Genomic DNA, 22,209 nt, shown 5'->3' with positions numbered 1-22,209 from the left:
ACTATCGCCACGTCATCACGGCGATGCGTAACGGCGCTAACCGCCGACGGCGCGTTTCTTGAATTTCGGGGAACGGGGCGTGTAGAACAGGTTTTTTCCCGCGCGGTAAACCTGTTCATACCCGAGCTGCAGCGCTTGTTCACCTTACTGAGCGAGAGCGGCGATAACGCGCCTAACAGCTGTCGGCTGGCGCTGACGCATTGTGAAGATCTGTTTCATCCCGGCGAGCCGGTGAGTTTTACCGAGACGGGGATAGCCGTTGGCACGGATAAATGGATAGCAACCTCCGGGTGCCAGACCTGGCAAATGCCGCGCTGGTCGCCAGATGCAGACCGCTTCGCAGCAATTTCCTGGCGTTGCTGGGCAGAGGTTATCCGCCAACAGCTGAATCACCGCGACACATTATTTTTGTACCAGGGCGATAACCCGTTTTATCAGGAAATCGCCCGTGAATTACAGAACCGCCGCCGGGCATTAATCGCCGCCCTGAATAATGGTGAAAATATTTCTTTCGCAGTTGGCCAGTTAATCGGTCTGGGAATTGGTTTAACGCCATCATCCGATGATTATTTAGTGGGTCTGAGTACGGTTTTATTTATTAACGGTCACCCGTTAAAAAAACATCAGCACGATTTTTTAGCAGCATTACGGATTGCCGGAAATAACACGACGCTGCTCAGTAAAATAACGCTGGAAGAGGCTTTTCATCAGCGTTATCGGGAAAACGTTGCACGACTGGTAACCCATATTATTACGCGGCAACACCACGTTGCTACGCCATTTATTACTGATATTAAAAATATCGGCTCAAGTTCTGGCTGCGACATGCTGTATGGCATGGCAGACGCCTGCACCCTGAGCCATCGGTCCGGAGGGAATTATGTCGATCAGGATAGTTGTTAAAAAGAACACGTATTTTGATTCTGTGTCACTGATGTCTATCTCAACGCGCGCTAACAAGCTCGATGGCGTGGAGCAGGCGTTTGTGGCGATGGCAACGGAAATGAACAAAGGCGTGCTGAAGAATCTCGGCCTGCTGACGCCTGAACTGGAAGAGGCGAAGAGTGGCGATCTGATGATTGTCATCAAGGGTGCGAGCGAGGCGGCGAACGCGCAAACGCTGGTGGCTATCGATGAGCTGTTCACGCACAAGGAGCAGGGCGGCCAGCATGAAGCACGCTATGCCACGCTTGCCAGTGCGAAGAAGCACGTTCCCGACAGCAACCTGGCGGTGATTTCGGTCAACGGCCTGTTCGCGGCCCGTGAAGCGCGTCAGGCGCTGCAAAATAACCTCAACGTGATGTTGTTCTCTGACAACGTGTCCCTCGACGATGAGCTGGCGCTGAAACAACTGGCGCACGAAAAAGGGCTGTTGATGATGGGGCCGGACTGCGGAACCGCCATTATTAACGGTGCGGCGCTGTGTTTTGGTAACGCAGTGCGTCGCGGCAATATCGGCATTGTCGGCGCATCCGGCACCGGTAGCCAGGAACTCAGCGTACGTATTCATGAATTTGGCGGCGGTATTTCCCAGCTGATTGGTACCGGTGGACGTGACTTGAGCGAAAAGATTGGCGGCCTGATGATGCTCGACGCGATTGCCATGCTGGAGGCCGATCCGCAAACCGAGATTATTGCGCTGATCTCCAAACCGCCTGCGCCTGCGGTGGCCCGAAAAGTGCTGGATCGCGCGCGCGCTTGTCACAAACCGGTGGTGGTGTGCTTCCTCGGACGTGACGCCGCGCTGGCGGATGAAGACGGATTGCAGTTCGCCCGAGGCACCAAAGATGCGGCGCTGCGCGCGGTCCTGCTCAGCGGCGTGAAAAAAGAGAGCCTGGATCTGCATCCGCTCAACTGGCCGCTGATTGAAGAAGTGCGCGCCCGTCTGACACCGCAGCAAAAATATATCCGTGGGCTGTTCTGTGGCGGCACGCTGTGCGATGAGGCGATGTTTGCCGCGATGGAAAAACATGCCGAGGTGTACAGCAACATTCACCCGGACCCGGCGTTCCGCCTGCCGGATATTAACCGCAGCGTGGCGCATACCTTCCTCGATTTTGGTGATGACGACTTCACCAACGGCAAGCCGCACCCGATGATCGACCCGACCAACCGCATCAGCCGTTTGTTGCAGGAAGCGCGGGATCCTGAAGTCGGCGTGATCGTGATGGATTTCGTCCTCGGCTTTGGATCGCATGAAGATCCGGTGGGCGTGATGATCGAGGCGATCGCTGAGGCGAAAGCGATCGCTGCCGCAGACGGACGTCCTCTGGAGATCCTCGGTTATGTACTGGGAACCGACCAGGATACGCCATCACTGGAAAAACAGTGCCAGATGCTGACCGATGCCGGGGTTATCTGGGCGAGCAGCAGCACCAACACCGGATTGCTGGCGCGTGAATTTATCTGTAAAGGGGAGGAAGCCTGATGAGCCAGACGCTGTTTACCCAGCCGCTGAACGTGATTAACGTCGGCATCGCGATGTTCAGTGATGACCTGAAAAAGCAAAATGTACCGGTGACCCAGCTCGACTGGACGCCGCCGGGCCAGGGCAATATGCAGGTGGTTGCCGCGCTGGACGAGATTGCCGATTCGCCGCTGGCAGACAAAATTGCTGCCGCAAACCAGCAGGCGCTGGAACGTATTATCCAGTCGCACCCGGTGCTGATTGGTTTTGATCAGGCCATCAACGTGGTACCGGGCATGACCCGCAACACCATCCTGCACGCTGGGCCGCCGACCCGTTGGCAAAACATGTGCGGCGCTATGAAAGGGGCCGTGACCGGGGCGCTGGTGTTTGAAGGACTGGCGAAAGACCTCGATGCCGCCGCCGAGCTTGCCGCCTCCGGTGAAATCATCTTCTCGCCGTGCCACGAGCACGACTGCGTCGGATCGATGGCGGGCGTCACGTCTGCCTCGATGTTTATGCACATCGTGGAAAACAAAACCTACGGCAACCGCGCATATACCAATATGAGCGAGCAGATGGCGAAGATCCTGCGTATGGGGGCGAACGATCAGAGCGTCATCGATCGCCTGAACTGGATGCGCGACGTGCTGGGACCGATGCTGCGCGACGCCATGAAGTTGGCGGGGGAAATCGATCTGCGCCTGATGCTTGCGCAGGCGCTGCACATGGGCGATGAATGCCACAACCGCAATAACGCCGGGACGGCGCTGCTGATTCAGGCGCTGACCCCGTGGATTATCCAGACCGGCTATCCGGTGGCGCAGCAGCGCGAGGTCTTTGAGTTTGTCCTTAGCAGCGACTATTTCTCCGGACCGACGTGGATGGCGATGTGCAAAGCCGCGATGGATGCTGCGCACGGTATTGAATACAGCACCGTGGTGACGACGATGGCGCGCAACGGCGTTGAGTTTGGTCTGCGCGTCAGTGGGTTACCAGGCCAGTGGTTTACCGGCCCGGCTCAGCAGGTGATTGGCCCGATGTTTGCGGGCTATAAGCCGGAAGATTCCGGGCGTGATATCGGCGACAGTGCGATTACCGAAACCTACGGCATTGGCGGTTTTGCCATGGCGACGGCGCCGGCCATCGTGGCGCTGGTCGGCGGTACGGTTGAGGAAGCGGTCGACTTCTCTCGCCAGATGCGTGAAATCACCCTTGGCGAAAACCCGAACGTCACCATTCCGCTGCTCGGTTTTATGGGCGTACCTACCGCTATCGACATTACGCGCGTCGGCAGCACCGGCATTCTGCCGGTCATCAACACCGCGATTGCCCACAAAGATGCGGGGATCGGCATGATCGGCGCGGGAATTGTCCATCCGCCGTTTGCCTGCTTTGAAAAGGCAATTCTCAGCTGGCGCGATCGCTACTGCCAATAACGATAATCAGGGGCTAATGCCGTTAGCCCCTGGTCGCGAAGCGAATAACGTTGCTTACCTGCAGGGCTGGGCGATCCCCGCGATCGCAAACGATGCTTAACCTGTAAAGGATATTCCATGAACAGCACAAAACTAGAATGGAAACGGGGTGACTGGGCGGCTTACTTTGGGCTGATGACCAACAACCTGACTAACCTGCTGACAATGATGGGGTTGCTCATCTTTGTCGTCGGGATCCCTACCGAAATTGTCTACGGCCGTATTGCGCCTGCCTTTGGTCTGGCGGTGCTGGTGGCCAGCGTCTGCTACGCCTGGTTTGGCCTGCAGATGGCAAAACAGACCGGACGTAAAGACGTGACGGCGCTGCCTTCCGGGCCGAGCGCCCCGTCAATTTTCACCGTCACCTTCCTGGTGCTGATGCCGGTGTATCAGCAAACCAAAGATGCCAACTTTGCTATCCAAATCGCGCTGGTGTGGTGTTTTGTCGAAGCGTTGATCCTGGTTGGTGGCTCGTTCCTTGGTGAGACCATCCGCAAGATGATCCCACGCACGGTGCTGCTCTCTTGTTTATCCGGCCTGGGTCTGCTGCTGCTGGCGATGAACCCGATGCTGCAGGCGTTTGAAGCGCCAACCGTATCGTTCATCGTGCTGCTGCTGATCTTCATTAACTGGTTCGGTAAGAAGCCGATTTTTGCCCGTATCCCTACCGGCCTGCTGCTGCTGATCGCCGGTACGGCATTGGCGTGGATCTCCGGCCTGCAAAGCCCGGAAGCGATCAAAGCGTCGATGTCTTCCTTTGGCTTCAACCCGCCGGAAATTCACGTCGACAGCTTCCTGCAAGGCTTGCCGCACGCACTGCCGTATCTGGCTTCTGCGGTTCCTCTGGGACTGGCGAACTACATTTTTGACCTTGAGAACATTGAAAGTGCGCACGCCGCAGGCGATGAGTACAACACCCGTAAAGTCATGATGGCGAACGGCTTTGCATCAATGCTGGGCTGCATGTTGGGTAATCCGTTCCCGGTTACCGTGTATGTCGGACACGCGGGCTGGAAAGCGATGGGGGCCAGTATCGGCTATACCCTCGCGTCGGGGATCACCATGTTTCTGGTGCCGTTGTTTGGTCTGGGGGCGTTTATGCTCGCCATTATTCCGATGACCGCGATCGTGCCGATACTGGTGTTTATCGGCGTAGTAACCGCCAACCAGGTGGTGCGAGAAACGCCCAAAGTTGAGGTGCCCGTCATCTTTATCTGTCTGTTCCCGTGGATTGCCAACTGGGCGTTAACCATTGTGAACAGCGTGATGGGGGCGGCGGGAACGTCAGCGGCTAAACTCGGAACCGACCTGCTGCACAGTAAAGGCGTGTACTACGACGGGCTGGTGCACCTCGGTAGCGGCGCGCCGCTGGCCAGTATGCTGTGGGGCTGTATCGCCATCTTCGCCATTATCAACAAACCATTACGTGGGGCGATTGCCGCCGCCGGTGGGGCGCTGCTGTCGCTGTTTGGCGTAATCCACTCCCCGGCCGTTGGGTTTGCTGAAGGCAGTTCGCTGATGTTTGTCATGGCCTACCTGATGATGGGCGGGATGTTCGTGATAAAGCATGTGCTCGACAGCCGTGAAGCGGTGACTGCCCTTGAGCAGCAACCGACCAAAACCTCCTGAATCGCTTTGCTGTGGAAGATGACGCTATGAAAGAACTTGTGGTCGTTGCCATTGGCGGCAACAGCATTATCAAAGATAACGCCAGCCAGTCGATTGAGCACCAGGCTGAAGCCGTAAAAGCCGTTGCCGATACGGTGCTGGAGATGTTGGCATCGGACTACAACATTGTGCTGACGCACGGCAACGGGCCGCAGGTGGGACTCGATCTGCGGCGCGCAGAGATTGCCCACGAGCGTGAAGGCTTGCCGCTGACGCCGCTGGCAAACTGCGTCGCCGATACCCAGGGTGGCATTGGTTATCTGATCCAACAGGCGCTGAATAACCGTCTGGCGCGGCGTGGCGAACAGAAAGCGGTCACCGTGGTTACGCAGGTGGAAGTCGACAAAAACGATCCAGGATTTGCCAACCCCACCAAACCGATCGGCGCGTTTTTTAGCGACGCTCAGCGTGATGCGCTACAGCTGGCCAATCCGGGCTGGCGCTTTGTTGAGGATTCCGGGCGCGGCTACCGTCGGGTCGTCGCTTCGCCGGAGCCGAAGCGCATCGTCGAAGCCGAGGCGATTAAAGCACTGACCCAGCAAGGCTTTGTGGTGATTGGCGCGGGCGGCGGTGGGATCCCGGTGGTACGTAGCGATCAGGGGGATTACCAGAGCGTAGATGCGGTGATTGATAAAGATCTCTCCACCGCGCTGCTGGCGCAGGAGATCCGCGCCGACGTGCTGGTGATCACCACCGGCGTTGAGAAAGTGTGTATTCATTTTGGCAAGCCTGAGCAGCAGGCGCTGGACACCGTGGATATTGCAACAATGACCCACTATATGCAGGAAGGGCATTTCCCGCCGGGCAGCATGTTACCCAAAATCGTTGCCAGCCTGACGTTTCTCGCCCGTGGCGGCAAACGGGTGATCATCACCACGCCGGAATGCCTGCCCGCCGCGCTGCGCGGTGAAACAGGCACCCATATTGTCCATTCCTGAAAGGAGATGCGAATGAAGGAAAGTAACAGCCGCCGTGAGTTTTTAAGCCAGAGCGGAAAAATGGTCACCGCTGCCGCGCTATTTGGCGCGGTCGCTCCGGTCGCGTATGCTGCGGATCCTGTCGGGACAACCCGTTGCGCGAAGAACACGATGACGATTAACGATAAACACTACTACCTGGATAACGTCCTGCTGGAAGCGGGATTTGATTACGAAAACGCCGTGGTGGTGCATACCCGTACCGCACTGCAAACCGTAGAGATTCAGGACGGGAAAATTGTTGCGCTGCGTGAGAATAAGCAGCATCCGGATGTCACGCTGCCGCACTACGATGCAGGCGGAAAGCTGATGCTGCCCGCCATGCGCGACATGCACATCCATCTGGATAAAACCTTTTATGGCGGTCCATGGCGCTCACTCAACCGCCCGGCGGGTACCACTATTCAGGATATGATTCGCCTGGAGCAAAAGCTGCTGCCTGAACTGCAGCCGTATACGCAAGAGCGTGCGGAAAAGCTTATCGACCTGCTGCAATCAAAAGGTACCTCGATTGCCCGCAGCCACTGCAATATTGAGCCGGTTTCCGGGCTGAAAAATCTGGAGAATTTACAGGCGGTGCTGGCGCGTCGTCAGCCGGGTTTTGCCTGTGAGATCGTGGCATTTCCGCAGCATGGCCTGCTGTTATCGAAGTCTGAACCGCTGATGCGTGAAGCGATGCAGGCGGGGGCGCAGTACGTAGGTGGGCTGGACCCAACCAGCGTGGACGGGGCGATGGAGAAATCCCTCGACACCATGTTCCAGATTGCGCTCGATTACGATAAAGGCGTGGATATCCATCTGCATGAAACCAGCCCGGCAGGTGTGGCGGCGGTGAATTACATGGTGGAAACGGTAGAGAAAACCCCGCAGTTGAAGGGCAAGCTGACCATCAGCCATGCGTTTGCGCTGTCTACGCTGAACGAGCAGCAGGTGGATGAACTGGCGACCCGCCTGGTGGCGCAGCAAATTACCATTGCCTCGACGGTGCCGATTGGCACGATGCACATGCCGCTGAAACAGCTGCGCGACAAAGGCGTGGTGGTGATTACCGGCACCGACAGCGTGATCGACCACTGGTCGCCGTACGGGCTGGGGGACATGCTGGAAAAGGCCAATCTGTACGCGCAGCTTTATATTCGCCCTAACGAACTCAACCTGTCGCGGGCGCTGTTCCTTGCCACCGGCGATGTGCTGCCGCTCAACGATAAAGGCGAACGCGTATGGCCAAAAGCACAGGATGAGGCCAGCTTTGTGCTGGTGGATGCCTCCTGTTCTGCCGAGGCCGTCGCCCGAATCTCTCCCCGTACCGCAACCTTCCATAAAGGCCAACTGGTGTGGGGGAATGTGGCGAGCTAGTCAGGTTTCACGCGCAGCGGCAAAGGTCGCTGCGCGCTATTGTGACTCGTGTTACCCCACGATCCCCATATAACCGTGAATGCCCATATATACGCCGACCATAGCAATCAACACACTGGAAAAATAGGGGGCTTTGCGCGCCAGCGTGTTAAACCCGCTCCAGCGTTTGGCCGCCTGCTGCACGCTGATGGCCGCGCCTACACCCACCGTAACCAGCGTTATTGCCAGACCGACGCTAAAGCACAACACCATGGTGGCCCCCAGCGTAAAAGCTTTGAGCTGGATGCAAATCAGCAATACGGTGATGGCGGCAGGGCACGGGATCAGCCCGCCGGTCAGGCCAAACAGCAAAATTTGCCCGTTGGTAACCTCTTTACCCGCAAAGCGGCGCTGGATATCCGTGGCATGCGCCCGTTCGTGGGCATCCTGATACTCTTTTGAACCTTCAGCAAAGCCTGCCAGCGCGGCATGATCGTGTTCGTGGTGATGATGAGCGTCGTGGTGAGCATGATGATGGTGGTCATGGTCATGGTGATGATCGTGCCCGTGGTCGTGATGTGTTTCGGCCAGCCAGTTCTGCTCCCCGCGCCATGTGCGCCAGAACATCCACAATGCGGTACTCAGAATAATAATCGCCGAGACAAACTGTAGCCAGGGTTCGACCGCCTGGGCGGTAAAGGCTTTGCTGATATACATCCCACCCAGCGCAATCAACCACACCACAGCGGTGTGCGACAGCGTCGCTGCCAGCCCCAGCATGACCGCCTGTTTGATGGTGCCTTTAATGGCGATGATAAAGGCCGCCATCATGGTCTTGGAATGCCCCGGCTCCAGGCCGTGCAGCACGCCCAATAAAATCGCACTGGGAATAAAAAACCAGGCGTTGCCCTGCTGAAGAAGCGTCGAAAATTCACCCATGAGAATGATTCTTAGTTGGTTTGTTTCGTCAGATTCTACTCCCCCCCAGTACCGAATACTACCCCCCAGTAGATCGGCACGGTATAGTACGTCATGATTTATGCAACGGGGACAGGACGATGTCACATACGATCCGCGATAAACAAAAGCTCAAAGCCCGCGCGAGTAAGATTCAGGGGCAGGTAGCCGCGCTGAAAACTATGCTTGATGAACCGCATGAATGCGCCGCCGTTTTACAGCAGATTGCGGCAATTCGCGGCGCGGTAAACGGATTAATGCGTGAAGTGATTAAAGGTCATCTGACCGAGCATATCGTGCATCAGGGTGATGAAATCAAGCGTGAAGAGGATCTGGACGTCGTGCTGAAGGTGCTGGATTCCTACATCAAATAATTCAGTTTAATGGCTCATCCACATAGTGGAATGAGCCATTAAACAACACGTTCTAGCCAAAAAACATCACAGATACGCACAGCAGACCGACAATCAGGGTGATCAGATTGCCCACCGAGCGGTACGGCTTCAGGGCCGGGATCAGATAGGTAGACAACGTCGGCATGATGAACAAAATCATGGCGATCAGCGGCCCGCTAATCGCGTAAATCATTGAAATTGCATTTGGATTAATGCAGCAAATGATAAACGTGATGGTGGAGACCAGCATAATAGACAGGGCGCGGTTAAAGGCCCGGCTTTTCTTCACTCCGACCTGGTGCAGCGACGTTTTGACCAACTCTGTCGCCCCTTCAATCACGCCAAAGTAGGTGCCGAGGAACGATTTTGACATCGCCACTACGGCGACGATGATCCCGGAAATCGACAGCCATGCGGGCGCGTTGGGCATCATCGACAGCGCGGACAGAATGGTCACGCCCTCGTGCTTCGCATCTTCAATGTAATTTACCGGAATCGACATCAGACAGCTGAAGACGAAAAACAGCACGCTCAGGCAGATGATAACGTAGGCGACTTTCATGATTTTTTTGCATTTACCCATGGCCTGCTCGCCGTATTTCTCACGCCTGTCGATAGCAAACGTGGAGATAATCGGCGTATGGCTAAAAGCGAAAACCATCACGGGAATCGATATCCAGACCTGATGCAGCGTGTGCTGATCAAACGACATCTGGCCGGTGAGTAATGTTGGCTGCCAGCTTCCGGTCAGGTAGAGCGACAGAAACAAAAAGTAAGCGATCAGCGGGAATACCAGAAAACCCATCACCCGAATGGTGGCCTGGCGACCCATCAGAAAAATCAAATTCAACACCAGCACTACGCCGAGACTGACCAGCATACGTACGCGAAGATCGATCTCGATATGTTTTGCCAGCTGTTCGGTGAGTGAGTTGGTGATCGCCACGGCGTAGATCAGCACCACCACAAAGAAGGCCACAAAATAGAGGGAGGTAATCAGGCTGCCTATCTTTTTGCCGTAATAGTGGGTGACTGCGCCAGTGATCCCTTCACCCGCTGAGGTTTTGGATGACAGAATAAACTGGCACAGCGCTTTATGCGGCCAGTAGGTTAAAGGCCAGGCGACGAGTGCGGTGATAAACAGCACCACCGCACCAGCAGAACCCAGCTGTATGGGGAGGAAAAGGGTTCCTGCGCCGACGGCAGTCCCGTATAACGCGAAGCTCCAGAGAGTCTCTTCTTTTGACCAAATTTTCGACATTATTTGAACGTATCAACTATAAAATAAACAAAAAGAAGCGCAATTTACCACATATGAGCGGGGCTGGGGGAGGTGTGAACATGTGGGCGGGAGAAGGGATGAATAGCCGGAATGGGGATAATTCCGACTATTCATTGGATTATCAGGCAGTAACGCGCTGCTGGCGACGTTTCATTACGCGCTCGCGTAATGTGTCATACGCCCAGTTATAAAACATGGTGTACGGCAGGAAGAACAGGAAGAAACCAATTTCCAGGGTGAATGCTTGCAGCAGGCTGACGTTCAGCACATACGCCATAATGCTCACCCCAATCACAATAAACCCACTTTCAAAACCTAACGCGTGAAATGCGCGGACCTTAGCCGTACGTTTTACCAGGTGAGTCGGCCATAAGCGGTCAAACAGGGCGTTATAAATGATATTCCAGATCATCGCCGTGGTTGCCAGAAGTACGGTCAATCCGCCCATTTCCAGCACTGAGCGCTGCATCAACCACGCGGCGGTTGGCGCGAGAACGGCGGTGGCAATACCTTCAAAACAGACGGCGTGAAAAATACGTTCCATTAACGAACGGCGTTGGACTGTATCGTGTTGCATAATCTGAAACCTTCTTTGATGCCCGGATAACGGAATAGTGGTAATTTTATCGTTTTATGTGATATCTAAAAGATAGAATCCATCGATAAAGTAGATAGTTCATGCGCTACTCTCCTGAAGCATTAACGGCATTTGTTGAGACCGTTTCCTGCGGCTCATTTTCTGCGGCGGCGCGGCGGTTACGCAAAAGTCAGTCCACCATCAGCACGGCGATAGCCAATCTGGAAGCCGATCTCGGCTTTGCGTTGTTTGACCGCTCTTCACGTCAACCCACGCTCACCGAGCAAGGCAAGCGGATTCTTGGCTATGTGCAGGCGATTCTGTCGGCCAGCGAGCGGCTGGATGAAGCGGCGATTTCGCTGTCGGGCGCAACGGAAGCACGTCTGACTTTTGTGCTTTCGGACACCCTGCATCCGGATGTGCTGGAGGATTTGATGGTGCAGTTTGACCGACTGTTTCCGCACACCGAGTTTGAATGTCTGATTGGCGAAGATGAGGACGTGATCGATCTGCTGCAAAAGGGGCGTGCGCAGGTTGGTCTCCTTGAAGCGCGCGAGGATTACCCCACGGACATGGGTGTCACGCGCCTGCCGATGCAAACCTGGATGGGATTGTACGTGGCGGTTTCGCACCCGCTAGCGGCGCAGGAAAAACTGCAGTGGGAGCAACTGCGTACCTGGCGCGAGCTGCGGCTAAATACCTACCTGGAAAGCGGCACTAACGTGGCGCGCGGTCCGGTGTGGTCAGCGCCTAACTATTTATTGTTGCTCAGTATGGCGGTGCAGGGATTTGGCTGGTGTGCGCTGCCTTGTGCGCTGGTGGAGGAGTTTGCAGCAGAAAAACCGCTGGCACAGCTGAAGGTACCTGGCTGGCCTAAGGCTATCTCTATCGATCTGCTGTGGAACAAGAAATCGCCGCCTGGCGTGGCGGGAAGCTGGCTACGCGATCACTTACAACAGGGTGGCGTTTCGATGATAGATAAATGATACACATTTCCTTTGTGATAAAACTCACCATTTTTTAAACAACTAAGATAACTATTCTTAACAATCATCTACTATTGCGCTGTTATTTTGCGCTGAGGTAGTGATGAAAGAGGTTGTGATAGTGGGGGCGTTGAGGACACCGATTGGCTGCTTCCAGGGGACGCTGGCACGCCACTCTGCCGTTGAGTTAGGCAGTATGGTGGTCAGGGCGTTAATGGAACGCACCGGGGTGGATGTTCACTCTATTGATGAAGTGATCCTGGGTCAGGTCCTCACGGCTGGTGCGGGGCAAAATCCGGCACGCCAGTCAGCCATTAACGGAGGACTCCCCAACACCGTTTCCGCCATCACCATTAACGACGTTTGTGGCTCGGGCCTGAAGGCGTTGCATCTGGCGACGCAGGCTATCCAGTGCGGTGAAGCCGACATTGTGATTGCCGGTGGACAAGAGAATATGAGCCGCGCCCCACATGTCCTGACCGACAGTCGCACCGGGGCGCAACTCGGTAATAGTCAACTGGTCGATAGCCTGGTGCACGACGGCCTGTGGGATGCTTTCAACGATTATCACATGGGCGTTACCGCGGAAAACCTGGCGCGGGAATACGGTATCAGCCGTGAATTACAGGATGCCTACGCGCTTCACTCGCAACACAAAGCGCGTATGGCGATCGATGCTGGGCGGTTTAAAGATGAAATTGTGCCCGTGGTCACTCAGCGTAACGGGCAATCGATAGTGGTGGATACCGACGAACAGCCGAGAACCGATGCCAGCGCAGAAGGGCTGGCGCGTCTGGATCCTACCTTTGATCGTTTGGGGTCCGTTACGGCGGGTAACGCGTCATCAATAAACGATGGTGCTGCTGCCGTGATGATGATGAGCGAAGCCAAGGCCCAAGAGCTGAACTTACCCGTGCTGGCGCGCATTCGTGCCTTTGCCAGCGTCGGGGTCGATCCTGCGTTGATGGGCATTGCGCCGGTGTACGCGACGCGACGTTGCCTGGAACGAGTTGGCTGGCAATTGGCGGATGTTGATCTTATCGAAGCCAACGAAGCGTTTGCCGCGCAGGCGCTTTCTGTCGGCAAAATGCTGGAGTGGGATGAACGCCGGGTGAATGTGAACGGTGGGGCCATTGCGCTCGGTCATCCGATTGGGGCGTCCGGCTGCCGTATTCTGGTTTCACTGGTCCATGAAATGGTGAAACGCCGGGCGCATAAAGGTCTGGCAACGCTGTGCATCGGCGGCGGTCAGGGTGTGGCACTGGCCATTGAACGTGACTGATCCGCTCTAAATTAATCCTCTCAAATACGCCTTCCTGCCGCGCTGTCCATGCAAATGTGACAGCGCTCGTCTGTTATATTTTGAAATAAGTAAAATCTATTCAGAAAAACTCTGAAGCAAAATCCCTTCTCTGATTTACCCTTTTCGCTTATAACTTAATTAATAATACAAAAGCGTATAATTGTCACAGGTAATATAACTTAGGTTATTAACTGCGTGTTTTGTTGTATCTCATTGTTTTTAATATCAATTATTGTGATTAATACTTCCGCTATTCATTTTAAATAAAATGAACCGTGATCATGATCTTTGTTTTCGGGTTTTTAGATGATTTTTGTTTGATATTCATCACGCTGTTGTTGTCCATTTTTTTTGAAACAAATAATTACGATCATGATCACTAAAATAATGGTGTTAAAAAAATAAAATGCAATTCCATAAAAAAGGAACATCATTTTAATTTGAGGGTAGCATATGTTTAAGAACACTCTGGTGCTTGCGTCTTTAATTGGTGCGTCATTTGCAGCGCAGGCTGTCACCGTTGACTTACGACATGAATATATTGATAGCGGGTCTAATGCCGATCGCGTGTCGGTGTCGCATCGTTTTGAAAATGGTTTAGGTTTTACCGTTGAAGCAAAATGGAAATCGGGCGGTGATAAAGCTGACCAGCCTTTTGCTGATGTAGTGGGTAACGGTCATGAAGACTCAATTAACTGGCGTTGGAAAGCAACCAGCAATATTGCGGTAACGCCAGGTCTGACACTTGAAAGTAATGACAGCCGCACCATCTACAAACCGAACCTGCACCTGCAGTACAGTTTTGAGAATGGTTTCTATGTAGCCACCCGCTATCGTTATGAATATACACGCTATCCTTCAAGCTCCAATAAAGAAGATGATAAGGTAAACCGTGGGGATGCGTGGGTTGGTTTTGTGCTGGGTGACTGGCGTACTGAGCTGAACTATGTTTACGCCAAAAGCACCGAAGGTGTCGCGCGTAATAATAATAAAACCTACTCCAATGAATATAATGCCAAGTTAGCCTATAAGTGGGATAAAAACTGGGCACCGTATGTTGAAGTCGGGAACGTGGGTGTGAAAACAACGGATGAGCGTCAAACTCGTTTCCGTATGGGCGTCGCCTATTCTTTCTAAATACCATCAATAGCTGGCGAAATACCCCGGAGATGTTGACCGGGGTTTTCTGCTGCTTATTATTTATAGTCTTGAGCTTTTCTATTAATAAAAAAAGCCCTCCGCGAGGAGGGCAAGGCCAGTTACAGAAACATGAAATTAAAAACAGGGCACAATCATTTCGGGGACTACAGTTGAAACAGTTCCGGCTGCTCGGGCAGTTTGGCAATGTACAACGCCGGTTTGCCATCTTTGTCTGAGCTAAAAAGTACCGCGCGATCGTCTGGTGTAAACGACGGATGCGGGTGGGTGACCTGACGGCTGTTTGCCACGGTAGCCCAGGAAGTATCGTGGCGTGCGATGCGGAAACAGCTTTTCTTCGCTACATCAAATCCATACAGATAAGGGTCGTTATCGATGGTGTAACCGCCAGTATCCTTCACGTCTACCGGTGTACCTGAACCATCGCCAACCAGCAACGTGCCATCAAAATTGCTCATTAAATGCGAGCAGGCAGGCATTAACATTACGGCTTCATTAACGCCGGTATCAGGATTGTAGCTGGAGATAGTGCGTCCTTGCTGACCTTTCAGGTACGAGACATAGACCAGCGCCGAGCCGTTCGGGACCCAAAATTCATGGGTGCAACTTTCACCCTGCGCATGATCTTTAACTTTACGCACGTTACTGCCGTCTTCATTGACCAGCCACATTCGCGCATCGACCAGATCGTGCGGACCTTCATGGCAGAAAGCGACGGTGTTATCGTCGAACGGACGGTAAATCGGATGACCCAGCCAGTTTTTCTCTTCGTGAATCACCGCGCTGTCGCCGGTACGTAAATCGACGCGCAGCAGTCGGCAGTGCGGGCCTTTATGGAAGAAGTCATGGAAAAGCTGCCAGCTGTTTAACGGTGTCCAGTCGCTTTTAGCAATTTCGATACCGACCAGTTTTGTACAATCGCTGTTGGCAACCCAGGTACCGTAGCCCACCCAGTCATCAGACACGCGGTACACTTCGCGTTCTGCCAACGTCTTGAGATTCACTTCCAGCAGGGTGCGGTCGTTTTTGACATAGTAGAGGGCGCTGTCGTCCGGCGATAAAAAACCGCCGAAGGTATTATCACCTGCGCCTTCGGTCAACTGAACGGCTTCGGCTTTGGCAAGATCCAGTAAATAGTAGTTCCAGTGACCATCAAACTCACCGGCGAACAGCAGGTGACTGCCATCATTAAAGAAGCATTTCTGATAGAAATAGTTTCGATGACAGGTTACTTCCGGTGGGGTCAGTCGGGTGACTTCCACGCCTGTATCCGGATCGCGGCTGATCTCATAGTTCAGCTTGACCCGCATGCCTTTAGCCATAATGCACTCCTTTTACCGTACGCAGGATTTTAGCAATCTGCGTCAGCACCCAGATTTATGATGAATTTAAAAACCAAGTGATAATTTATCAAAACAGCGTTTCATCATGTGTGATTGATGACGCAATTTGTAACAAAAAGCATAAGAAAGCATTTCTGCGGCGAGAGGTTGTTGAATGCTTTATCTCTACCTCCATGGAGTTATCATTTCTTATTATTTTACATCTATTTGTTTTATATGGTTTTTAAATCCAGTTGTTTTTTGTTATCTGCCGATTTTCCGTCGCTAGCGTGATCGCAACTACACTTTTGATAATAAGATGCAGAAAAAGTGAAACATCGTTTTAGTTGTAATTGAAAACGCGTTCCGAGAGAGATATCATTAACGCATTAGGAAAAACGGAACGACGTTTTGCTATCCGATAACGTATTCACGGTCAATTTATCACTGGAGGTAAATGTGGACGTAAGACAAAGTATCCACAGTGCGCATGCTAAAACCCTGGACACCCAGGCGCTGCGTAACGAATTTTTGGTAGAACAGGTATTTGTCGCAGACGAATACACCATGGTTTACAGCCACATCGACCGTATTATTGTCGGTGGGATTATGCCGGTGGCCAAAACCGTTTCCGTTGGTGGTGAAGTTGGCAAACAGCTGGGCGTAACGTATTTCCTCGAACGCCGTGAGCTGGGCGTGATCAACATCGGTGGTCCGGGCACGATTACCGTCGATGGTCAATGCTATGAAATCGGTCACCGCGATGCGCTGTATGTCGGTAAAGGTGCCAAAGAAGTGGTGTTTGCCAGCCTTGATGCGGCAACTCCGGCGAAGTTTTACTACAACTGTGCGCCGGCACACACCGCGTACCCAACCAAAAAAGTCACGCCAGCAGACGTTGCGCCGGTGACGCTGGGCGATGATCTCACCAGTAACCGCCGTACCATCAACAAATACTTTGTGCCGGATGTTCTGGAAACATGCCAGTTGAGCATGGGTCTGACTGAACTGGCGCCGGGTAACCTGTGGAATACCATGCCGTGCCATACCCATGAACGCCGCATGGAAGTCTATTTCTACTTCAATATGGAAGAGGACACCTGTGTATTCCACATGATGGGGCAGCCTCAGGAAACGCGCCATATTGTGATGCACAACGAGCAGGCTGTTATTTCTCCAAGCTGGTCTATCCACTCTGGCGTGGGCACAAAAGCCTATACGTTTATTTGGGGTATGGTCGGCGAAAACCAGGTCTTTGATGACATGGATCACGTTGCAGTAAAAGATCTGCGCTAGTCGCGGGCGGCCACTCAGCCTGTCGGTGATGGGCACTATAAAAAATAAGGATTAACAATGATTTTGAATGCATTCTCTCTTGAAGGTAAAGTCGCCGTTGTGACAGGTTGTGACACCGGTCTGGGCCAGGGTATGGCGCTGGGTCTGGCGGAAGCGGGCTGCGATATCGTGGGTATCAACATTGTTGAGCCGACAGAAACTATCGAACGTGTTACTGCCCTGGGCCGTCGCTTTTTAAGCCTGACTGCCGACCTGCGTCAGATTGACGGTATTCCGGCACTGCTGGAGCGCGCGGTGGCAGAATTCGGCCATATCGATATTCTGGTGAACAATGCGGGTCTTATTCGTCGTGATGATGCGATTGATTTCAGCGAAAAAGACTGGGACGACGTCATGAACCTGAACATTAAGAGCGTATTCTTTATGTCCCAGGCGGCGGCGAAGCACTTCATCGCGCAGGGCAACGGCGGGAAAATTATTAACATCGCCTCTATGCTCTCCTTCCAGGGTGGCATCCGCGTGCCGTCTTATACCGCATCAAAAAGCGGTGTGATGGGCGTCACCCGCCTGATGGCGAACGAGTGGGCAAAACACAACATCAACGTCAATGCGATTGCACCGGGCTACATGGCGACCAACAACACGCAACAGCTGCGTGCTGATGAGCAGCGTAGCGCAGAAATCCTCGATCGTATCCCGGCAGGCCGTTGGGGTCTGCCTGACGATCTGAAGGGGCCGATCGTATTCCTGGCCTCCAGCGCATCTGACTACATCAATGGTTATACCGTTGCAGTAGACGGCGGCTGGCTGGCGCGTTAATTCCCTCTCCAGTATTAAAAAACCTGCCAACGGCAGGTTTTTTTTGGTTTTAAGTTATTTTAATCCATATTGTGGTTATAAATTAATCCATAAATAATTTCATATGTATGAAACGGTAATATTTAATACTCTTTAATATCAGTGTATTAAATTTTATTGAGTAATTATCTATAAATTTTAAAATTGTAATGTCCATCACATAACGGTATGGGCTAGCTATTTTATCCATAACTATGCCGTTTCCAGCCTGACGCCCCTGGCAAGGGATCCCTTATTTTCAGTTTTATGTCTTACTCTGTTTCTGGCAGGAAAAAATGGTCTCAATTAATCATGATGCTGCATTAGCACCGCGCGCAATGCGCGACACGCGACGTATGAATCTGTTTGTCTCAGTTTCCGCTGCTGTCGCAGGATTATTATTTGGTCTGGATATTGGGGTGATCGCGGGTTCGCTGCCGTTTATCACTGAACACTTTGCGCTAAGCAGTCGTTTGCAGGAGTGGGTAGTCAGCAGCATGATGCTGGGTGCGGCAATTGGCGCACTGTTCAACGGCTGGCTCTCTTTCCGCCTCGGGCGAAAATACAGTCTGATGGTCGGGGCAATCCTCTTTGTTCTCGGATCGTTGGGATCGGCATTAGCGACAAGCGTTGAGCTTCTGATCGCCGCCCGGGTAGTACTGGGGGTAGCCGTCGGGATTGCTTCCTATACCGCGCCGCTTTATCTCTCCGAAATGGCCAGTGAAAACGTGCGCGGAAAAATGATCAGCATGTACCAGCTGATGGTTACTCTGGGCATTGTGCTGGCCTTTTTATCCGATACGGCGTTCAGCTACACCGGCAACTGGCGGGCCATGCTCGGCGTGCTGGCCCTGCCTGCGGTGGTGCTGATTGTTCTGGTGGTGTTTTTACCGAACAGCCCGCGCTGGCTGGCACAAAAAGGGCGTCATATTGAAGCCGAAGAAGTGCTGCGTATGCTGCGAGATACCTCGGAAAAAGCCCGCGATGAACTGAATGACATCCGCGAAAGCCTGAAGCTAAAGCAGGGCGGATGGGCGCTGTTTAAGATCAACAGTAACGTGCGTCGTGCGGTTTTCCTCGGTATGTTGCTGCAGGCGATGCAGCAGTTCACCGGGATGAACATCATCATGTACTACGCGCCGCGGATTTTTAAAATGGCGGGCTTTACCACCACAGAACAGCAGATGATTGCCACCCTGGTGGTTGGCTTAACCTTTATGTTTGCTACGTTTATCGCCGTCTTTACCGTCGATAAAGCCGGGCGTAAACCGGCGCTGAAAATTGGTTTTACCGTGATGGCGCTGGGAACATTGGTGCTGGGCTACTGCCTGATGCAGTTTGATAACGGCACGGCATCCCGCGGGTTATCGTGGCTGTCCGTCGGCATGACCATGATGTGTATCGCCGGCTATGCGATGAGCGCCGCACCGGTGGTGTGGATCCTGTGCTCGGAAATTCAGCCGCTGAAATGCCGTGACTTTGGTATCACTTGTTCCACCACCACCAACTGGGTGTCGAATATGATCATCGGGGCAACGTTCCTGACGCTGCTCGACAGTATTGGCGCGGCCGGTACATTCTGGCTTTATACCGCGCTGAATGTCGTATTCATTGGTATTACGTTCTGGCTTATTCCTGAAACCAAAAACGTCACCCTGGAACATATCGAACGCAAACTGATGGCGGGAGAGAAGTTGCGGAACATCGGCGTGTAATGTTAATGCCCGGTGGCGGCTTCGCTTACCGGGCCGACAGGTTCGCATTGGCCGGGTAAGGCGAAGCCGCCACCCGGCTTTTTATTTAGCGCATCGCGCGTTTCAGGATACGTTCAGCCTGACGCTGGAAGTCTGCGGCAGCTTCTTCCACGGTTTTCTGACCGTAGTCGATGTACTGCAGTGACGTACCGAACTGCGCCACGATCTGCGGGTCATCAAAGTATGGCGACACGGTGAGTTTGGTTGGCAGTGACTGCGCCAGACGTAACCCAGCGACGGACGGATCGTTTTCTTTGATGGTGCCGTTTTGCGTCAGGATTTCAACGGCTGCTTTACTCAGCGGCACGCCGCGCTCCAGACCCAGCGTTTCGACACCTTCTTTGCTGTTCAGCAGGAAGTTAATCACTTTCGCAGCGGCTTCCGGATTTTTCGTGGATTTGCCAATAGACAGCATCTGCGCAGGTTTAAAGAACAGCCCTGCGTCCGTGGCACCTTCCATCATCGGGTAGCTACCCAGATCCAGCTTCGCCGGTGGCTTCAGGTTATCTGAATACTTGTTAATGGTGGAGTTCCACATGTAGGTGCCACCCCATTCGCCCTGGATCCACGGCTTCATTTCATACATGTTGCTCTTACCAAACGACGCATAGTATTTGGTGTCTGGCATTACGTGGCTATCAACCAACTTTTTATAGGTCTGGAAGAACTCAACCCACTGCTCTTTGGAGTAGGAGAATTTCTTGGTCTTTTCATCTACGGCTGGAATGTTGTACTTCTGGATCATGTACGAGTTCAGCAGCGCCAGCGTGTCCTGATGCTCCAGTACCACCGGGTAGTACTGTTTGCCGAGCTTGCTTTCGAACGTTTTGCCCGCAGCCATCAGCTCATCCCAGGTTTTCGGGTATTCAACGCCCGCTTTTTTCCAGGTTTCATCGTTAAAGTAGAACACGCGCGCGGTGACGGAAATGGGGATCCCGTTCAGCTTGCCGTTAACGGTGGTGGACTGCAGTTCTTTTGGATCGAACTGGCTTAAGTCGATCACGTCCTTCATTTTGTTCAGGTCGTAAAAACCGTCGCCATTTTTCGAGAAAATCGGCAGCCAGTTCCAGTTGGTTTGCATCACATCCGGCTCGGTACCGCCCGCAATCTGCGTGGTCAGGCGGGATAAGTGACCATCCCAGCCGGTATATTCGGCTTTGACGGTGATATCCGGGTTCAGCTTGTGAAACTCTTCTAACGCTTTCAGCGTGACCTGGTGGCGGCCATTGCCCCCCCACCAGGACATACGTAAATCAACATCCTTTGCCATAGAAGGCAGCGCGGTCAGGCCCAGAGTGGCGGAGATAGCGGCGCTTAAAAGCACTTTTTTCATTTTTATAACTCCATTAGAGAGAGATGTTCTTTTCAGTTTTTGCGTCAAAGAGATGACATTTATTTATATCGAACTTGAAATGCACCTTGCGGTTAAGACCTTTATCAATCATTGGCTTAGCTTTATCTGAAGGGATGCGAGCAGTCAGTTCGTAATCTGCCACTTTCAGGTAAACAAAGAATTCATGGCCCATGTTTTCCACGCGTACCATTTCGCCACTACAGTTGCCTTCGGCAAAAGGCTCTTCGGCGACGTCGACGAATTCCGGACGGATGCCGTAGAAGACATCCTGACCGACATAAGAAGAGACTTTCTCCTGCTTTTCGTCGTTCAACGGCATGGTTTCATTGCCGATGGCAATGTGCAGGCGTCCCTCTTGTTCCACCAACTTGCAGGGGCGAATGTTCATCTCCGGTGCGCCGATAAAGCCAGCCACGAACATATTTTTCGGCTTGTGGTACAGGTTATCCGGGGTATCAACCTGCATGATGTGTCCCAGTTTCATCACGCAGATGCGGTCACCCATGGTCATCGCTTCGGTCTGATCGTGGGTCACGTACACGGTGGTGGCCGGCTTGCCGGATTTCTTCAACTGCTTGTGCAGGTCGGAAATACGGATACGCATTGAGGCACGCAATTTGGCATCAAGGTTGGACAACGGTTCGTCGAACAGGAACACGTCCGGTTTCTTCACAATCGCGCGGCCAACGGCCACACGCTGTGCCTGACCACCGGAGAGCTGACGAGGCAGGCGCTCCAGCAGTTCTTCCAGTTCGAGGATCTTCGCTGCTTCGTTTACCTGGGCATCAATCTGTGCCTTCGGCATTTTGCTTAGCTTCAGGCCGAACGCCAGGTTCTCACGCACCGTCATGTGCGGGTACAGCGCATAGTTCTGGAACACCATCGCAATCCCGCGCTCCTTCGGTGCCAGATTGTTCACAATCTTCTCGCCGATACGCACTTCGCCGCCGCTGATGGTTTCCAGACCGGCCAGCATACGCAGGGTGGTAGACTTGGCGCAGCCGGATGGCCCGACAATCACCATGAATTCCCCTTCTGCAATTTTCAGGTCGATACCATGTACCGCTTTGAAGCCGTTGGAGTACACTTTTTCCAGTTTATTAAAAATCACTTCAGCCATGAT

General features: G+C 53.2%; 19 protein-coding genes. 13 read left to right on the top strand and 6 right to left on the bottom strand.

What is annotated here, in order from left to right; all coding sequences use genetic code 11:
- Positions 1 to 3 precede the first annotated feature (3 nt).
- The 6 genes from FDW98_RS01435 (at position 4) to FDW98_RS01410 (ending at position 7,886) form a co-directional block, all read left to right on the top strand.
- Positions 4 to 903: a DUF2877 domain-containing protein gene (locus FDW98_RS01435; RefSeq protein ID WP_096755817.1), complete on the top strand. Its 900-nt coding sequence runs from the start codon at positions 4 to 6 to the stop codon at positions 901 to 903.
- On the top strand, positions 881 to 2,428 hold the full coding sequence (gene fdrA / locus FDW98_RS01430; RefSeq protein ID WP_096755818.1) for an acyl-CoA synthetase FdrA: 1,548 nt from the start codon (positions 881 to 883) through the stop codon (positions 2,426 to 2,428). The genes FDW98_RS01435 and fdrA overlap by 23 nt, the downstream gene beginning before the upstream one ends.
- The gene (locus FDW98_RS01425; RefSeq protein ID WP_096755819.1) at positions 2,428 to 3,846 is read left to right on the top strand and encodes a DUF1116 domain-containing protein; all 1,419 of its coding nucleotides are present in this window, start codon (positions 2,428 to 2,430) and stop codon (positions 3,844 to 3,846) included. Before fdrA ends, FDW98_RS01425 begins: the two co-directional genes overlap by 1 nt.
- A 117-nt stretch (positions 3,847 to 3,963) precedes the next feature.
- Complete coding sequence (locus FDW98_RS01420) at positions 3,964 to 5,514, top strand: xanthine permease (RefSeq protein ID WP_096755820.1); 1,551 nt, start codon at positions 3,964 to 3,966, stop codon at positions 5,512 to 5,514.
- 26 nt (positions 5,515 to 5,540) lie between these two features.
- Positions 5,541 to 6,491: a carbamate kinase family protein gene (locus tag FDW98_RS01415; protein WP_096755821.1), complete on the top strand. Its 951-nt coding sequence runs from the start codon at positions 5,541 to 5,543 to the stop codon at positions 6,489 to 6,491.
- Between the two features lie 12 nt (positions 6,492 to 6,503).
- Positions 6,504 to 7,886: an amidohydrolase family protein gene (locus FDW98_RS01410; RefSeq protein WP_096755822.1), complete on the top strand. Its 1,383-nt coding sequence runs from the start codon at positions 6,504 to 6,506 to the stop codon at positions 7,884 to 7,886.
- Between the two features lie 51 nt (positions 7,887 to 7,937).
- Here FDW98_RS01410 and FDW98_RS01405 read toward each other — a convergent pair whose 3' ends face one another.
- On the bottom strand, positions 7,938 to 8,804 hold the full coding sequence (locus FDW98_RS01405; RefSeq protein ID WP_096755823.1) for a nickel/cobalt efflux protein RcnA: 867 nt from the start codon (positions 8,802 to 8,804) through the stop codon (positions 7,938 to 7,940).
- 119 nt (positions 8,805 to 8,923) lie between these two features.
- Here FDW98_RS01405 and rcnR point away from each other — a divergent pair, with 119 nt between their 5' ends.
- Positions 8,924 to 9,196 carry a Ni(II)/Co(II)-binding transcriptional repressor RcnR gene (gene rcnR / locus FDW98_RS01400; RefSeq protein WP_016154292.1) on the top strand — a complete coding sequence of 91 codons (273 nt, stop codon included), beginning with the start codon at positions 8,924 to 8,926 and terminating at the stop codon, positions 9,194 to 9,196.
- 52 nt (positions 9,197 to 9,248) lie between these two features.
- On the opposite strand, the gene FDW98_RS01395 is transcribed toward rcnR, so the two are convergent.
- Together FDW98_RS01395 and FDW98_RS01390 are read right to left on the bottom strand one after the other, a co-directional pair.
- Entirely contained in the window at positions 9,249 to 10,478 is a 1,230-nt protein-coding gene (locus FDW98_RS01395) for an amino acid permease (RefSeq protein WP_096755824.1), read from the bottom strand.
- 142 nt (positions 10,479 to 10,620) lie between these two features.
- Entirely contained in the window at positions 10,621 to 11,076 is a 456-nt protein-coding gene (locus FDW98_RS01390; protein ID WP_096755825.1) for a multidrug/biocide efflux PACE transporter, read from the bottom strand.
- 101 nt (positions 11,077 to 11,177) lie between these two features.
- Between FDW98_RS01390 and FDW98_RS01385 the strand changes: the two genes are divergently transcribed.
- The 3 genes from FDW98_RS01385 (at position 11,178) to FDW98_RS01375 (ending at position 14,502) form a co-directional block, all read left to right on the top strand.
- Positions 11,178 to 12,062, top strand: coding sequence for a LysR family transcriptional regulator (locus tag FDW98_RS01385; protein ID WP_096755826.1), 885 nt, complete (start codon positions 11,178 to 11,180; stop codon positions 12,060 to 12,062).
- A gap of 103 nt (positions 12,063 to 12,165) precedes the next feature.
- On the top strand, positions 12,166 to 13,344 hold the full coding sequence (locus tag FDW98_RS01380; protein ID WP_096755827.1) for an acetyl-CoA C-acetyltransferase: 1,179 nt from the start codon (positions 12,166 to 12,168) through the stop codon (positions 13,342 to 13,344).
- 474 nt (positions 13,345 to 13,818) lie between these two features.
- Entirely contained in the window at positions 13,819 to 14,502 is a 684-nt protein-coding gene (locus tag FDW98_RS01375; protein ID WP_096755828.1) for an oligogalacturonate-specific porin KdgM family protein, read from the top strand.
- 167 nt (positions 14,503 to 14,669) lie between these two features.
- Here the strand turns inward: FDW98_RS01375 and FDW98_RS01370 are convergent, their stop codons facing one another.
- A complete protein-coding gene (locus FDW98_RS01370) occupies positions 14,670 to 15,845 on the bottom strand; it encodes an oligogalacturonate lyase family protein (RefSeq protein WP_096755829.1) in 1,176 nt (391 codons plus the stop codon).
- A 459-nt stretch (positions 15,846 to 16,304) separates the two neighbouring features.
- Here FDW98_RS01370 and kduI point away from each other — a divergent pair, with 459 nt between their 5' ends.
- The 3 genes from kduI to FDW98_RS01355 all read left to right on the top strand — a co-directional run bounded on the left by kduI (position 16,305) and on the right by FDW98_RS01355 (position 19,693).
- Positions 16,305 to 17,141, top strand: coding sequence for a 5-dehydro-4-deoxy-D-glucuronate isomerase (gene kduI, locus FDW98_RS01365; protein ID WP_096755830.1), 837 nt, complete (start codon positions 16,305 to 16,307; stop codon positions 17,139 to 17,141).
- A 57-nt stretch (positions 17,142 to 17,198) separates the two neighbouring features.
- A complete protein-coding gene (kduD, locus tag FDW98_RS01360; protein ID WP_096755831.1) occupies positions 17,199 to 17,960 on the top strand; it encodes a 2-dehydro-3-deoxy-D-gluconate 5-dehydrogenase KduD in 762 nt (253 codons plus the stop codon).
- A 314-nt stretch (positions 17,961 to 18,274) separates the two neighbouring features.
- Positions 18,275 to 19,693, top strand: coding sequence for a sugar porter family MFS transporter (locus FDW98_RS01355; protein WP_096755832.1), 1,419 nt, complete (start codon positions 18,275 to 18,277; stop codon positions 19,691 to 19,693).
- An 85-nt stretch (positions 19,694 to 19,778) separates the two neighbouring features.
- Here the strand turns inward: FDW98_RS01355 and FDW98_RS01350 are convergent, their stop codons facing one another.
- Positions 19,779 to 21,065, bottom strand: coding sequence for an ABC transporter substrate-binding protein (locus tag FDW98_RS01350; protein WP_096755833.1), 1,287 nt, complete (start codon positions 21,063 to 21,065; stop codon positions 19,779 to 19,781).
- 13 nt (positions 21,066 to 21,078) lie between these two features.
- Positions 21,079 to 22,206, bottom strand: a complete 1,128-nt coding sequence (locus FDW98_RS01345) for an ABC transporter ATP-binding protein (RefSeq protein WP_096755834.1) — start codon at positions 22,204 to 22,206, stop codon at positions 21,079 to 21,081.
- Positions 22,207 to 22,209 lie beyond the last annotated feature (3 nt).

The organism is Citrobacter sp. wls711 (assembly GCF_005281055.1).
In the GTDB taxonomy this organism is placed as follows: Bacteria; Pseudomonadota; Gammaproteobacteria; order Enterobacterales; family Enterobacteriaceae; genus Citrobacter; species Citrobacter gillenii.
This window is presented reverse-complemented; position numbering and strand designations above follow the sequence as displayed.